The organism is Nitrospira sp., assembly GCA_029194535.1.
In the GTDB taxonomy this organism is placed as follows: domain Bacteria; phylum Nitrospirota; class Nitrospiria; order Nitrospirales; family Nitrospiraceae; genus Nitrospira_C.
In genome coordinates, this window is the sequence record JARFXR010000002.1 from 693,816 (window position 1) to 707,232 (window position 13,417).

Below are 13,417 nucleotides of genomic sequence, written 5' to 3' on the forward strand. Positions count from 1 at the left end.
CCTTTACCGATAGCCTCTTGTTAAGGCGGCACTTCCCCCCGCTCTTTGAACGGCAGGACCTCCCGCGGTTATTTCAATGGCGGCACTTCGCGCCGTTTTGGCGCCGCATAGTTGACCAGATAGTCGAACAGCCGGATCAAACGGCTGTCCTGACGCTTCTGATCCACCCAGTGTCCGATCAATCCGATCGTACGGGACAGAATGAAGAAGCCGTTCAAACTGTCGATCGGGAACCCGATGTCGACGAGCACGGCCGCCATCGTTCCGTCCACGTTGAGGATCAGGTTGTCCTTCTTCGCGGCCGTGACCTTCTCGACTTCCAATGCGAAATCCAGACAGGGCGTCTTGATGCTCAGGCTCTTGACGTACCCCACCAGTTCCTTCACCCGCTTGTCCGGATTGCGCAGGCTCTTGACGCGGTGGCCGATGCCGGGGACGGGGCCCACATTCTTTTTCATGTACGCCAGGAATTCGTCCACGTTCATCTTGTTGTCTACCGCGTGCTTGAACCAACGGCCCGCGTCCGTCACGGCGCCGCCGAACCGGGGACCGATCATGATCATGCCGGCTGCAACCGACTGCGACAGCCCGATACCGGCGCAGGCGGCCAGGATCGTCGCATAGGCTCCGCTGACGCAGGGGCCATGGTCGGCCGACAGCATCATGATGCGCTTGATGATTTCGGCTTCCTGTTTGGAGATGAGCCGCTTGTCCCACAACAGGCCGATGACATGCGGGATTTCGTAGCCCTTGTTGATCAACTCGGAGGCCGGATAGCCGTCATAGCACGGCTCGTCTCCCCGGTCGTCGCTGATCGTCGTGCGGATCAGCGGCGCGACCATCACTTCGTCGGCCTTCATCGCCTCTTCGATCGACTTGGGCAACCGTGGCAACACCGCAGGCTCGACCGGCTCCTTCACTTGCCCGGACTTCAACAGTTCCTGATAGGTCTCCTTGATCGCCGGGCCGAGCGCCCCGAACGTGGGAGGGACGAGCGCACCGGCTTTCTTGAGCGCTTCCGATTTCGACCGGGCGGACCCTTCCCCCTTCATGCCTTCCTTGGCCCCTGCGTGACCGAATTTCATGCCCTTAGGCAGACTCTCCTGACAGAAGCCGGAGACCACGCCGATCAACTTGATTCGCCGCTTCTTGGCGCCGTACCACTCGGCGGCGCGCTCTTCGAGATCACCGCCCATTTCCCCGACGATGACCACGGCCTTCGTCTGGGGATCGTTCTCGAACATCTCAAGATAACTGACGTAGTCCGTGCCGGGATAGGCGTCCCCGCCGATGCCGATCGCCGTGGTAATACCGTCTGCGAACTGGGAACAGATCCAGATGATCTCGTTGGAGAGCCCGCCTGACTTGGTGATGACCCCGAACGATCCCTCGCGATAGAGCTTCGACAGGACCAGGTTGTCGAAGGCGCCGCCGATCACACCGAGCCGACAGGAGCCGGCCGAAATGATGCCGATCGACGACGGACCGTTGAACACCTTGCCCAGTTTTCGCGCATGGGCCCCGAGCAGTTTGGCGTCTTTCTCCGGCACCCCCTCGGTGATCATCGACACAACCTTGATATGGGGATCGTCGAGCGCTTCCATTCCGCCTTTCATCGCGCGGTCGGCGCCGATGTAGACAAGGCTGGTATTGATCGTGGCATGATGCTTGGTCGCCTCCGCAATCGTCTTGTACACGGGAATGGCGATCAGTCCGCTCCCGTAGGGGATCTCGTTGGTCTTCCCGGCATCGGGCGGATAGACGAAAGCCTCGACGTTGAGCGGGCGCTTGATGAGATAACAAAATTCAGCCATGCGGCGGGCGGCGTTGACACCAGCCTGTCCGCCTTGGATCACCACGCGGGTGTCTTTGTTTGCCAGAATGCTCATCGGAGTCTCCTCTTTCCTAGTGCCGAGTGCTGCGTGCCACGTGCTGAGTTGAAGAGCAGGGCTAATCGCTCAGCACCCAGGACTCAGGACTCATGGCTACTTTTGCAGCGCCTTGTCGACGATGTCGGTCAGCGGTGTGTTGCGATCGAAGACGTGGATGTCGAATCCTTCGTCCCTGAGAGCCCGCATGGCGTCGAGGCCCTCCTTTTCCCTGGGGCCGCCGCGGCGGACCCAAATCTTGACACTCTTGAGCTTGCCGTCCGACTTGGCCTTCCGGAATCCGTTGATGATGCCGCCGAAGGTCTTCTTGACGTCGGTAAAGTTGGCGATGGCGCCACCCACGATGATGTTCTTGATGTGCGGGAGCGAACAGATCTTTTCCGTCAGGACTTCAACGGCCCAGTCCGGAGGATCTCCGGAATACTCCGCATAGTTGGCCAGTTTGCCGCCGCGCGCAACAACCGCGTCCGAGTAGTACACGCTGGCACCGCCACCGGCCGGGAGCATCGCCGTATCGCCACCGGGAATTTCAATGAATTTCACGGATCCTTTGATCTTGCTGTCGACGGCCATCACGTCCATCTCGTCCTTGGAATAGGCGCGGCCGAACTCGGCGGCAAACTGAAAATTCCAGTCCGGATGCCTGAACTTGGCGTCACCGTCGAGCAAGGTGACTGCATCGAGGGCGACCAGTTCGCCGTCGCTCTCCCGCACGACCACGGGATTGACTTCAAGATACTGCGCGTCTTCGTTGTCGAAGCAGGTGAACATTTTTCCGGCAAAGTCCGCCATTTTCTTCGTCAAGGAGCCGGAGAATCCCGCATCCTTAGCCAACTTCTCCAACGCTTCGGAGGTCGGCTGCTGTCCCACATCCAAAGTCAACCGCTTGACCCTGTCCCAATTTGACTCCACTTCGATACCACCGCAATTGGCGACGAGAATCTCGCTGCCTTCGCGGGTCGACTTGACCGCGCAGTAGTACTCCTCCTTGTGCGGAATCATCTCGGAGACGATGACTTGAGTCACGGTGATGCTGCCGACCTGACGGCCGATCATCTCCTTCGTCGCGGCCACCGCCTCATTCACATCGAGGCCGACCTTGACCAGACCGAGCTTGAACCGGGATCCCAGGGCTTCGTGAGCCTTGGCGACCAGCTTGCTTTTCTTCATCCATTCATTGGCTTGTCCCAGCTTGGCAAGTTCATCAGCAGAGGTGACGACGACGTACTGCGGAACGGCGATTCCCCATTTCTTCATCAGTCCCATACCGGGACCTTCGAGCACTTTGGCCATGACGGGTCTCCTTCGTGACGCGAGTGGCAAGCGGTAACAAGGGAGCCGGATTGTAACGAAATAGCGGAGATGACTCAATACACCAGAGGGACTAATTCACGGGGGATCAAAAGGCCTAGCCCATGGGACAAGCCGTGCGAGATTGCCGCAAGTTACCGATTTCTAATGGTGTTTCCTTGAGATCTGCGGTGTATTCAGGCTTGCCCCCCCGCCTGTCGTCGCCGCCGCTGACAACCGGGGCAGATGAACGAGCTTCGCTCGCTCTGGAGCCGCCTAATGGTCGCTCCGCACCGGTTGGGACAAGGCTCACCCTCTTTCCCATAGACCAAGTGATGATCCTTGTAGCGCCCTTCCGTCCCGTCGGGAGCGAAGAAATCGCGTACGCTCGATCCGCCGCAGTCGATCGCCTGCCTAAGCACCTGTTGGGTGATCCGGAACAGCCGGTCGATTCTGTCCGGATGCAGACGATTGGCGAGACAGTTCGGGTGCAAGCCGGCGCGGAAGAGGATCTCGTTCGCGTAAATATTGCCGATTCCGGCCACCATCTGTTGATGCATCAACAGGGGTTTCAATCTGCCTCGCCGACGGGTTAGGAGGCCGGCGAACTCCTCGCGCGAGATCGTCAATGGATCGCAGCCGAAGCGGCGGGAGATGTACCGGTCAAGTCCGGACGCATCAAGGAGGGACAGGCGGCCGAATCGGCGTGGGTTCCAATAGCGAAGCATCCGCTCGGAGCCTTCTACGAAGGTCAACTCCACGTGAACATGGCGAGGATGTCTGATCGGAACCGCGTCGAACAGCAGGAGGCCGGACATGCCGAGTTCCGCTACTACGTATCGCACCTCGACACTTTTCTGAAACCCCAGCGCGACACTTTTGCCATATCGGTCGACGGAGATCAGTCGGGTCTCGCGATACCAGGACAGGGTGCCCACCCCTTCCCTGACGATGTCCCGGCGACCGAGGACCACATCGACCAGCCTCGCGCCGGCTAAACGAGACCGGATCTGTCTGGCAACGACCTCCGCTTCAGGCAGTTCGGGCATGAACAAGCTACTCCGTCTCGTCAAGGACCGGCTTGAACAGTGTGGTCTGCGGAGAGACGCGAGCGGTTCTCGGCCTGGCTGGTATCAAGCCCTCAGACCGGACGCATCGGCCGTTCTTCGAGATTCGCGAAGCTGTTGCACCGCCTCAATGACCCAGCGCAAGTTCGGTAAGGGGACAGCGCCAGGCCGCTGCTTCAGAAGCAGGCTCAGGGCATCGGGATAGGCCATGTTTTCCACACAGCAGAGATAGGCCAGTACGACCGAGACGGAACGTCCCATGCCCGCGCGGCAGCAGACCAGGACGCTGTTTTCAGGCAGGTGCGCTTCAATCCAGGCTACGGCGTGATCCAACGAGGAAACGCCCGCTTCTCCGTATTCCTTCAATGGAATGCTGTTGTACGCAACACCTGCCGGTGGTGCAATCGACAGCTCGGCCGCCACCATCAGCAATGCGCCGATGCCGGCGGGTGGACTCTCGGCATCGAAAAGATTGCCGACGGCCAACTTGTCGGTGATCTGATACATCGCAATCAACTATAGAATCGATGCGGCTCTTGATCAAGTCCGAATCTGTGCCGCGGTTGCAGTCATTTCGGTCAGAACGCTATACTCGGCAAGGTCGAAGGAGAACCGGTCCGATGCCCAATCTCTCCGTTGCGGACGTTGAATCCAGGCTGTCCACCGTGCAGTGTGCCATCTGCAAGGGGTCCAGCTTCGGTATCGACCAGCGATTCATGCAGTCCGACGGTGAATGGCGCGGGGTGTGCAAAAAATGTTTCTACAGTTTTCCGGTCCATACGGACATGGAGTTCTATCTGCGAACCCAGCCGGATGTGCCCTATCGGTTGAAGGAAATCTCCTGCACCTCCTGTAACCATCGTGGCGTCAGCCTGGATTTTCGGATCACCATGTCGGTGCGTGAAGCCATTTACTTCGTGACCTGCACGAACTGCAAGAGAGCCTTCCCGGAACGGTCTTCACTCGAAGCCTTTGAATAGCTCGCCTTTTCTTCGACCGGGTGTGTATACTTCAGCTATGACCGATAAGCCTAAGCAGCCTGAGCCGCCGGAATCAGAGAAAGAGCCCAAGGCTCGGAAAGAAATCCCCCTCATCTCGGTGCCGAACGATCGCGACATGATCGCAGAGGAAATGGAAGAGTTGTTCGACGAGGATCGCGTATCGCACCAGCACGGCAGTTCGGAACCGGAAGCGGATTAAACCAAGCGGGTCCTGTCGCCGATCACCTCGTTCGTCCTCACTCCACCCATCCCCCCGTGGGGGCAATCTAGATTTCATCATCGCGTTGGCCCGTCAGGCCCCTTTGCCTTATGCTTCTCCCAATAGCCGTTCTCCCCTTCCGTTGCGGGCGAACGAGGTTGTGATCGGCGCCACCCGCAAATTCCAAAACAAGACCGCTCAGCGCTACTCTAAAAGGGAGTGACCGGCGACGAGTCGATTCCAGACCCGTGGCATTCATAACTAGTTTGGAGTTCTGGCCTCAATAACTTAGGCGCGATATTAGAGTACGACTCGACCTCTTTCTATCTCACCCAAGGCTTTTGAACCTGCGCGAAACCATTGTCGTACCCCAGAATCGACCACGGCTTTGGGATGGCGATTGCAGTAGTCAATGAACCAGTGGAGGAGCCCATCCCACTTCTTGAAATCTCCCGGAGGCTGCAGTTCCCAACCCAGATCAGCCAAGGCCCAGTTCATCTTCGCGCTGTTGCGAGCCATAGAAGTCGTAATCCAGTTCGATGGCTCATCGGTGCCGCCCCGAGTAACTGGCACAAGATGGTCGATTGTGGCTCCAAGCTCCCAATATGCCGGATGAGTAACTTGTGTTTTCCAATTGGGGTGATACGGGAACTTCTCCGGTAAGGCGAAGGAGATCACGCGCAAGACAGGTGGAAATATGAGTTTTTGGTCGGTGTATCGATCAATGAATCCGTCTCGGATGAAGACCCGCGTGTAGTCGAGGGGTCGAAATCGACGTTTTATTACGAGTTCCGGCGCGAACGGATAATCACCTTCTAGAATTGATGCCGCCCCGTCAGAATTATCATTCGTGAGGGCATCGCATGCCGCAGCGATAACGTCGGCTTTCTGGCGTGACGATGACATCGGATGTTGGAGTTATACCTCAGGTCCCGTGTCGTTCGCAAAATCTTCGAGACCATGCTGCAGAGCTTGCTTGGCGATCTCCCGACGAAACCGATTGCTCTCGCGCTTGGCGTCAGCTTTACGGCCCCAGTAGGCGCCGCGCCCTCGTTTCGGCCCGGCGTGATCCGTCTTCTTGGCTTTTCCCGCCACAACTCAGCCTACCGACTTCCATACCGCAAGCTTGGGTACCCGAAGCTGTTTCCGCCGATGTTCGCCGTGTCGTAGATCGTAGTGCGTCTGATGGTTCATCCGGCTTTCTGCCGATGTGCCGAAGGCGATGGACAAGCGAACGGCCATTTCGAGGCTAATCCCTGCCCGACCATCAAGATGGCAGACAGCGTCTTCCTGTTGATGACCAGCGCTTGAGATGTCTCTGCAACACTGATCCGGAGCGGTTCGAGGCATAGCTGCTTGATGATCTCTCCGGGGTGAGGAGAATTGTGCATTCGCATCAGTCAACCCTGTCAGGCTGCAGTCAGTGGCGAAATGCGATTGATTTTGCCCTTGGCTTGTCTAGCTGCCTCCCACAAATATACTGCCCCCTGGGCGTTCAACCAAAACTCGGGGGTATTGCCGAATAATCGAGACAGCCGAAGCGCCATCTCAGGACTCACAGCCCGCCGTTCCCGAAGCACCTCATTCACCGTCTGCCGCGAAACCCCAATGGCCTTGGCAAAGCCCGATACGGTCAATCCATAATCCGGAAGGAAATCTTCACGCAGCATTTCACCAGGATGAGTGGGGCGCACCTTTCGCGAACTTTTGTTGGGGATACTCATGCCACGCCTCTTCTGAATGGTACTCGGTCAATTCGACATTAAATGCACCGCCATTGTTTGTTCACACGGGCCTGACGATCTGGACGATTCCTTCGCTCGGGATTCTGGCCAGCGTCGCCCCGTCTTTTCGCTTCAGGCCCTCGATCTGCACGATCGCCCCACGCTGACAATCACCCCATGCGACATTCGTCTCCGATGCTGCCCGATCCAGCCGGCCGATTTCGGAGCGTCCCAACTCGTTGCACACCCAGGCTCGCGTGTCCCCTTTCAATTCACGCAGCTCGCTGACGATGCGGAAGGTGTGAGGCGAGCGCTGCGCGATCGTAGTTCCATCGGTTCGGAGCAGGAGATATGAAAACTTCAGCGAGTCCTTGATGAATCCAACTGCTTCATCAATTTCTTGAATATGAGCCGGCGGATTCCATGCTCGCTCTTCATGGCACCAGTCGTCGGGATGTCTCAACGCGGGACAGTCTTGTTCGTGCAGGCAGGGACTGTAGACGGTGCATCGCTTCTCTCGCAGCAAACGGTCCCGGACACGATGGAGCCCCCTGGCTGTTTCCCGAAGCGCAGGCTCAAGCAGCATCAAGGTGCCATGAGGGGAAAGCCACTGCAGGAGCTCCGCGAGTAGCTCGGCTCGCGCGACGATGGGATCCGACGCATCGAGGTGGAGTTCGTTCAGACAGTTGGCCAGGAGGATGAGATCGAACGGGGCTTTTTGCTTGACCCTGTCGCGCCACGCCGTTTTCTCGGGTCGCTCCAGATCGGCCTGGCATCGGATGAGTCCTGCCCCTGAAATTCCTGCTTCGTCGCAATACCGGTTCCAGAGTTCACCCGCTCGCCGCAATGCTTCGCCGGAGGAATCCACGGCCAGGGCCGAGAGACGCCCGGCCGCTTCAGGATGACTTTGGCAAAGCCAGTCGAGCACGGCCAGGCTACCGGTCCCAGGGCCTGCTCCCAGGTCGAGGAGTCGCAAGCCCCTTCTGCCTTCGTTCAATGGTGCGTCCGGCGGCAGCTCCTCGAGCAGGACCTGCACCTTCGACAGATTTACCGGCATGAAATAGGCGATGTAGGCTGCAACATTGGACGATTCGTCGAGATAGCGGGACGCCAAAGACCCTCTACCTTTGGTGAACAGGTGGGAAAGCTGTGCGACGGTGGAAGGGATCCCGGCGGCAGGAGCCCCAGCCACTGTCCGAGCGACCTGATCCATGACTTTGAGCACAAGAGGGGACAGAGGCGCCGAGAGGCGGCCTTTCGGTCCGTGCATGGGCTAGTGTATGCTCAGGGCGTGAGGGAGGACAACTATGACGGACGAAATCCTCAAGGCGTATAAAGAGGTGGAACTGGCAGTCGAACGCTATACCAAGTTGCTGCAGGACCATGCCCTGATGCTGCAAAACATGGAGCCGCCAGGTTCCGACAAGGTGGTTCGGATGACGCAGGGATCCAAGGCGATGCGCGACAGCGCCATGATCTATCTGTCATATGCGAAGTATGTCGCCTACGGGATGCCGGCGAGCGAAGAGATGATCGAGGACGAGATCCAAGGATAGACTCGTCGCTCGTATGCCGTGAAGCGCCGTTCGTGGTTCGTACGACATACGTTTGATGAATGACGAAGAACGCGGCGCGCGGTAAAATTAAAAGAGCCTGTCCGGAACCCGGACAGGCTCTTTATGTTTCACCAGGCCGTGCGCCGTCAGATGCTGCGCATAAAGTGAGCGACTTCGTCGGGATTGACGACACCACCCATGATCTGCGACATCGCCACATTGGTGGATTTCTTGCCGGTCAGGCCGGACTCAACTTCGTCCACGATCAACTCCACCGGCATCGACTGACCGCCGTAGACCCGCGGGCCGCCGATGATCTTCGCCTTGGAGAATCCGTAGATCGCCGTCGCGACTTCTTTCGCCAACCAACCGACGTAGTTGAATTCCGGCACCACGATCAGCTTGGCCTTTCCGCAGAGCTCCCGGAGTTCCTTCGTCGGGAACGGGCGGAGCGAGCGGACCTTGATGAGCCCGACTTTCAAGCCCTTTTCCTTGCAGAGGCGCACCGCTTCACGCGACTGAGCCGCAGCGCTGCCCGAAGCGATGATGATCGCATCGGCGCCTTCGACATTTTCGGCCGTCAGCAGTCCGCCCATATATTTGTTGATGTACTTACGCGAACGTTCCACCGCCGCCCAAACTTCCTGCTGCCATACGGCGTGGATGTTGTAGGCCATGAAGTTCGACTTCTGAACCGGAGCATCGCGAGACAGGCGCGCGGGAGGATTCTCCGCATCAAGCACGGGCACAGCTCCGCGCCAGGCTTCGCGGGGCGGGAGTTTGATCCCTCGGTCCTGCATGCGCACATACCCGCGGGCGTGCGTGACGAAAAAACCGTCGCAGCACACGCCAACCGGCAGCGTCACATCGTTCTTTTCGCTGATGGTGAACCCGGCCATGGTGAAGTCGAACATGTCCTGCTGGTTCTCGGCATGGAAGACGATCATGCCGCAATTCAGCAAGTAGGAAACCTCGATGTTGTCCGGCTGAATGGCCAACGGAGCGTTGACGACACGGCACGTGAACATGGCGACCACCGGCAGCCGGTGCCCCGGCCAGGACGCAATGCCTTCGAGGCCTCGCAAGGTGCCTGGTCCTGCGGTGGCGGTGTAACACCGGACACCCGATCGCGATCCGCCCGCAATCGCAGCCATGACACCGACTTCCTCTTCGCCGCGATAATATTCTTTGACGTATCCTTCGCCGTAGAGCACCCCGACCAGCTGCATCGTTTCACTCTGCGGGGTGATCGGATAGGCAATGGCCAGATCGACATTCGAACGGCGGATCGCCTCCTTGGCCGCTTCGCTTCCGGTAATAAATTCTTTGGTTCTCGGAGCCTCGTGAAACATGTATTCCGGCGTCACGACTTTCTGCCGCTTCGCCTCGGCATGAGGGTCCTTCTTCCCGTCGGACTTCGGAACCGCCACGCTGGTGATCGGATCACCCTGTGGGTTGGTCTTTTGCTGGGCTTCCAACGCTTCACTCATGATCACACCTCTTTAAGTGATGAGCCGATTCGCTCAGCTACAACTACCCTTCTCGTTTCATGTGTTCCGCGGAATGACCGAACATGGCGGCGCTGCCCGTCCCGTCTGGGGACGGAGCGAAGGTCATCGGATTTGTATGGGTCTTTCCGCCGTGCACTTTCGACTGTGTGCCCGTAAAGCGAACGTTTTCTCCGCTTGTCGGCAGCTTGATGCCCATTTCTTCGCGAACCTTTTTGAAAATTTGCGCGACGCGCTTGATCTTCGCCGTATCGGAGTCGCGGATCGTCAGCATGGCATCCTCATGGCCTTGCTCGGCACAAATGGCCATGGTGCAGCAATTGGTCCCCGCCCGGATCATCTTGAGCGTGAGATTCGCATAGTGGCAATGGACGCCGATGAAAATACACGCCTCGATTTTGTTGCCCCAGATCGTCAGGTTGGGATGGTTGGGGTTAATGACCTCTTCAGGATCGATTTTTGGATACTTCGGGCGATAATCCGGCATCGGGATGATCATGACTTCGGGAATCTGCGCGGCGATCTCCAAGGTGGCCTTGGCCTTTTCCACTGCGTGATCATTCCAGGCCCACAGCAACAAGGGACCGGGAAAGATCGTGGCGTTCGGGCTGGTCAACATCTTTCGCGCCATCTCTTCGATGACCTTCTCCTCGTTCGGCTCCAGCAGTCCGTAATACAGCCCCTGACCGGGATCAGGCAGCGCCACGCCCAGCTGCGCCGCAGAAGGTGGATGAAACCCGGCCGGACCCGGGACAATGATCTTTTCTCTCGTGTCTGGTGTGGTCGCCACGCCCAACTCCCCTTTCTGGTGCTTACCCGACTACGGGGCTCGCCAAGACTGCGGTGGTGCTCTTTTCACCGTAGGTGATGTTGTCGGTCAAGGCGGCTTTCGGCAATTGGTCGATCATGATCATCTTGATGGCGTTGTTCTTCGCCATATTGTCGCAAACCCATACGCATTGCGCGCAGCCCTTGCACCGGTCCACCGCCACATAGGCCGAGCCGTACTTGAAACCCTTGTCCTTGCCCATCTCATCGCTGTACAGAATCGTGTTGGCTTCCGGACAATACTGTGTGCAAAGCTTACAGCTCTTCGCAGCACAAATCTCAACACTAATATCGGCTACAAGATACATGGTGCTCCTTTAGGCGTTGGCAGCCGCGACCGGTTCTTCCGCACGCTTGATTTGTGGAGCGGCCCAACCGTGATCGACGGCATAATTCCATCCCGCCCGCATGACCGCAACGTTCTTTTCGATCAATTCTTGCTTCTTCTTGAATTTTCGTTCGACGACACTGTCCAAGGCCGCCGTTCCTCCCGACACCACAAAACCTTTACCCAGAAAACGATCCTTCACGGCCTGCTCCAGACCCGCCATGTTGGTGAGCCCGGTAATCGCCCCGATGCAACCCATCAGCGCCATGTTCGTCGCCAGATCCATACCGGCGACCTCCAACGAGGTCTTCGTCGCGGGGAAGTAGTAGAGCTTCGCGCGGCGCTCTTCCAACTCCCGAGCCTGATCCTTGTGGAGCTTCATCGGCCCGTCATTGTTGATGAGCGCGATTCCGTCTTCCTTCAGTCCGAAGTAGAACGGCATCGTGTAGGACTTGCCGTGCGTGATGACCTGCGGATGGAAAATGATGATGATGTGTGGGAACGTGATCTCACCGATCTCATAGATGGCTTCATCCGACACGCGAACATAGCTTTCGACCGGCGCCATCCGCTTTTCCGATCCGTAAAACGGAACGATCGTGCTTTCTCCTCCGGCATTGATGACGGCCGTACTCAAGATGTGAGAGCCGGTCACGACTCCTTGACCTCCGACGCCCGCCATCCGAATGTTGAATCGTTTTGCCATGGTCCGGTCTCCCTTCTCTGGGTGTTAGGCCTTGCCCGGAATCGCCCCGGCAGGAGCAGCCGGCTTCGGGAGAAACTCCTTGTAGCCATAGCGCTCGGTCAAATACTGCTTGGCTTCGTCGCTGATGTACTCCGAAAATGCATACCGATCGTTCTCAACCGTCTTCGCGTCCTCCATGACCTTATCGGTAGGAATCGCGTATTCGATATTGCAGGAGGTGTACGCCTGAATGTACGCGGAACCGACTTCTCTGGCGATCAATACGGCCTTCTTGATGACGCTCTCAACACGGCGGGGATTGTTCGGAACAACCGTCGCGACGTAGGCACAGCCGGCCACCTTGGCCATCTGCACCATATCCATCTTTTCAAACTTCTTGCCGAGGGGAGCCATCTTCAACACGGCGCCGCGGTTGGTCATACCGCTCTCCTGACCGCCGGTGTTGCCATAGACTTCGTTGTCCAGCATGATCGTCGTGAACCGCTCCTTCCGGAACCAGGAATGGAGAACCTGCTGGAACCCGATGTCGGCTGTACCGCCGTCACCCGCCATCACCACCACATCCTTGGGTTTGTCACCGAACCGGAGACGGAGCCCACGAGACAATCCGCTCGCGACGCCATTCTGGTCTCCGTAATTGCCGTAGACGAAGGGAATGGCAGCCTGGGAAATAGCCAGACGACCGCAGCCGGCAGTGCCGACCGTAATGGTATCCTCGGGATTGGGGAATGCGATCATGGCGAGACGGATGAAGAGAGTCATTGCGCAACCGGCGCACATCGGATGTTCTTCCAGGACTTCCTTGAAGCTGCCCATCTGAGAGACGGAGATTTTCTTTCCGAAGGGACCATGCTCGACCATGTCCCGATATTCTTTCGGCATGAACTTTTCAAACCCATTGGAGAACTTCACATAATCAAGACTCATCGGGACACCTCCCTCTCTCGTGACACCGGCCATCGACCAGCCGGTGAACAGCTATGATTGTGCGCAACAAACCTGCAGGAAATCGAGGCTGGATGAACCGCGTTGATACTTCCACACACTTTCAAAAGTTCGATCATCGTAGCAAAGGCGAAAAAAGACTGTCAACGGCAATGTTACTCCCACACTCAACCGGGCTTGTCGGTTCAAAGTCTATAACTTCCTGATAATCAACGCAACTTCTCAGAAGACCCACCGTCGCCGAAAGAAGGCCTAGCAGCAGATCATTCGATAGGCCATTCGCCCTAACCTCATTCTCCGCTTGCGGAAAACCACGACACGCGCGAGTATATTCATCTGGCTCGCAGGATGGCGGACGTTGCCGATTCGACGGAAT

16 protein-coding genes are annotated in these 13,417 nt (G+C 57.7%); 3 read left to right on the forward strand and 13 right to left on the reverse strand.

The window, feature by feature from the left end; translation table 11 throughout:
* Positions 1–68 precede the first annotated feature (68 nt).
* From P0111_14710 to P0111_14725, 4 genes are all read right to left on the reverse strand, one after another.
* Positions 69–1,889, reverse strand: a complete 1,821-nt coding sequence (locus P0111_14710; protein ID MDF0645278.1) for a citrate/2-methylcitrate synthase — start codon at positions 1,887–1,889, stop codon at positions 69–71.
* Positions 1,890–1,985: 96 nt separating this feature from the next.
* Positions 1,986–3,182, reverse strand: a complete 1,197-nt coding sequence (locus P0111_14715; GenBank protein MDF0645279.1) for an ATP citrate lyase citrate-binding domain-containing protein — start codon at positions 3,180–3,182, stop codon at positions 1,986–1,988.
* Between the two features lie 194 nt (positions 3,183–3,376).
* Complete coding sequence (mutM, locus tag P0111_14720; protein MDF0645280.1) at positions 3,377–4,228, reverse strand: bifunctional DNA-formamidopyrimidine glycosylase/DNA-(apurinic or apyrimidinic site) lyase; 852 nt, start codon at positions 4,226–4,228, stop codon at positions 3,377–3,379.
* 84 nt (positions 4,229–4,312) lie between these two features.
* Positions 4,313–4,753, reverse strand: coding sequence for a dual specificity protein phosphatase (locus tag P0111_14725; protein ID MDF0645281.1), 441 nt, complete (start codon positions 4,751–4,753; stop codon positions 4,313–4,315).
* A gap of 113 nt (positions 4,754–4,866) precedes the next feature.
* On the opposite strand from P0111_14725, the gene P0111_14730 reads away from it, so the two are divergent.
* Both P0111_14730 and P0111_14735 read left to right on the forward strand, forming a co-directional pair.
* A complete protein-coding gene (locus P0111_14730) occupies positions 4,867–5,226 on the forward strand; it encodes a hypothetical protein (protein ID MDF0645282.1) in 360 nt (119 codons plus the stop codon).
* A 37-nt stretch (positions 5,227–5,263) separates the two neighbouring features.
* Positions 5,264–5,446, forward strand: coding sequence for a hypothetical protein (locus P0111_14735; GenBank protein MDF0645283.1), 183 nt, complete (start codon positions 5,264–5,266; stop codon positions 5,444–5,446).
* Between the two features lie 300 nt (positions 5,447–5,746).
* On the opposite strand, the gene P0111_14740 is transcribed toward P0111_14735, so the two are convergent.
* The 4 genes from P0111_14740 to P0111_14755 form a co-directional block, all read right to left on the reverse strand.
* Positions 5,747–6,352 carry a hypothetical protein gene (locus P0111_14740; GenBank protein MDF0645284.1) on the reverse strand — a complete coding sequence of 202 codons (606 nt, stop codon included), beginning with the start codon at positions 6,350–6,352 and terminating at the stop codon, positions 5,747–5,749.
* A 12-nt stretch (positions 6,353–6,364) separates the two neighbouring features.
* Positions 6,365–6,541, reverse strand: a complete 177-nt coding sequence (locus P0111_14745) for a hypothetical protein (GenBank protein MDF0645285.1) — start codon at positions 6,539–6,541, stop codon at positions 6,365–6,367.
* 314 nt (positions 6,542–6,855) lie between these two features.
* Entirely contained in the window at positions 6,856–7,170 is a 315-nt protein-coding gene (locus tag P0111_14750) for a HigA family addiction module antitoxin (GenBank protein ID MDF0645286.1), read from the reverse strand.
* 61 nt (positions 7,171–7,231) lie between these two features.
* Complete coding sequence (locus P0111_14755) at positions 7,232–8,440, reverse strand: small ribosomal subunit Rsm22 family protein (protein MDF0645287.1); 1,209 nt, start codon at positions 8,438–8,440, stop codon at positions 7,232–7,234.
* Between the two features lie 37 nt (positions 8,441–8,477).
* Here P0111_14755 and P0111_14760 point away from each other — a divergent pair, with 37 nt between their 5' ends.
* Entirely contained in the window at positions 8,478–8,726 is a 249-nt protein-coding gene (locus P0111_14760; GenBank protein ID MDF0645288.1) for a hypothetical protein, read from the forward strand.
* A gap of 146 nt (positions 8,727–8,872) precedes the next feature.
* Here the strand turns inward: P0111_14760 and P0111_14765 are convergent, their stop codons facing one another.
* From P0111_14765 to P0111_14785, 5 genes are read right to left on the reverse strand one after another with little or no spacing between them, the layout of a single operon-like run.
* Complete coding sequence (locus P0111_14765) at positions 8,873–10,216, reverse strand: transketolase C-terminal domain-containing protein (protein ID MDF0645289.1); 1,344 nt, start codon at positions 10,214–10,216, stop codon at positions 8,873–8,875.
* Positions 10,217–10,259: 43 nt separating this feature from the next.
* Positions 10,260–11,024 carry a carbon monoxide dehydrogenase beta subunit family protein gene (locus P0111_14770; GenBank protein MDF0645290.1) on the reverse strand — a complete coding sequence of 255 codons (765 nt, stop codon included), beginning with the start codon at positions 11,022–11,024 and terminating at the stop codon, positions 10,260–10,262.
* 22 nt (positions 11,025–11,046) lie between these two features.
* Complete coding sequence (locus tag P0111_14775) at positions 11,047–11,370, reverse strand: pyruvate ferredoxin oxidoreductase (protein ID MDF0645291.1); 324 nt, start codon at positions 11,368–11,370, stop codon at positions 11,047–11,049.
* A 9-nt stretch (positions 11,371–11,379) separates the two neighbouring features.
* Complete coding sequence (locus tag P0111_14780; protein MDF0645292.1) at positions 11,380–12,096, reverse strand: 2-oxoacid:acceptor oxidoreductase family protein; 717 nt, start codon at positions 12,094–12,096, stop codon at positions 11,380–11,382.
* A 24-nt stretch (positions 12,097–12,120) separates the two neighbouring features.
* On the reverse strand, positions 12,121–13,023 hold the full coding sequence (locus P0111_14785; protein ID MDF0645293.1) for a thiamine pyrophosphate-dependent enzyme: 903 nt from the start codon (positions 13,021–13,023) through the stop codon (positions 12,121–12,123).
* Positions 13,024–13,417 lie beyond the last annotated feature (394 nt).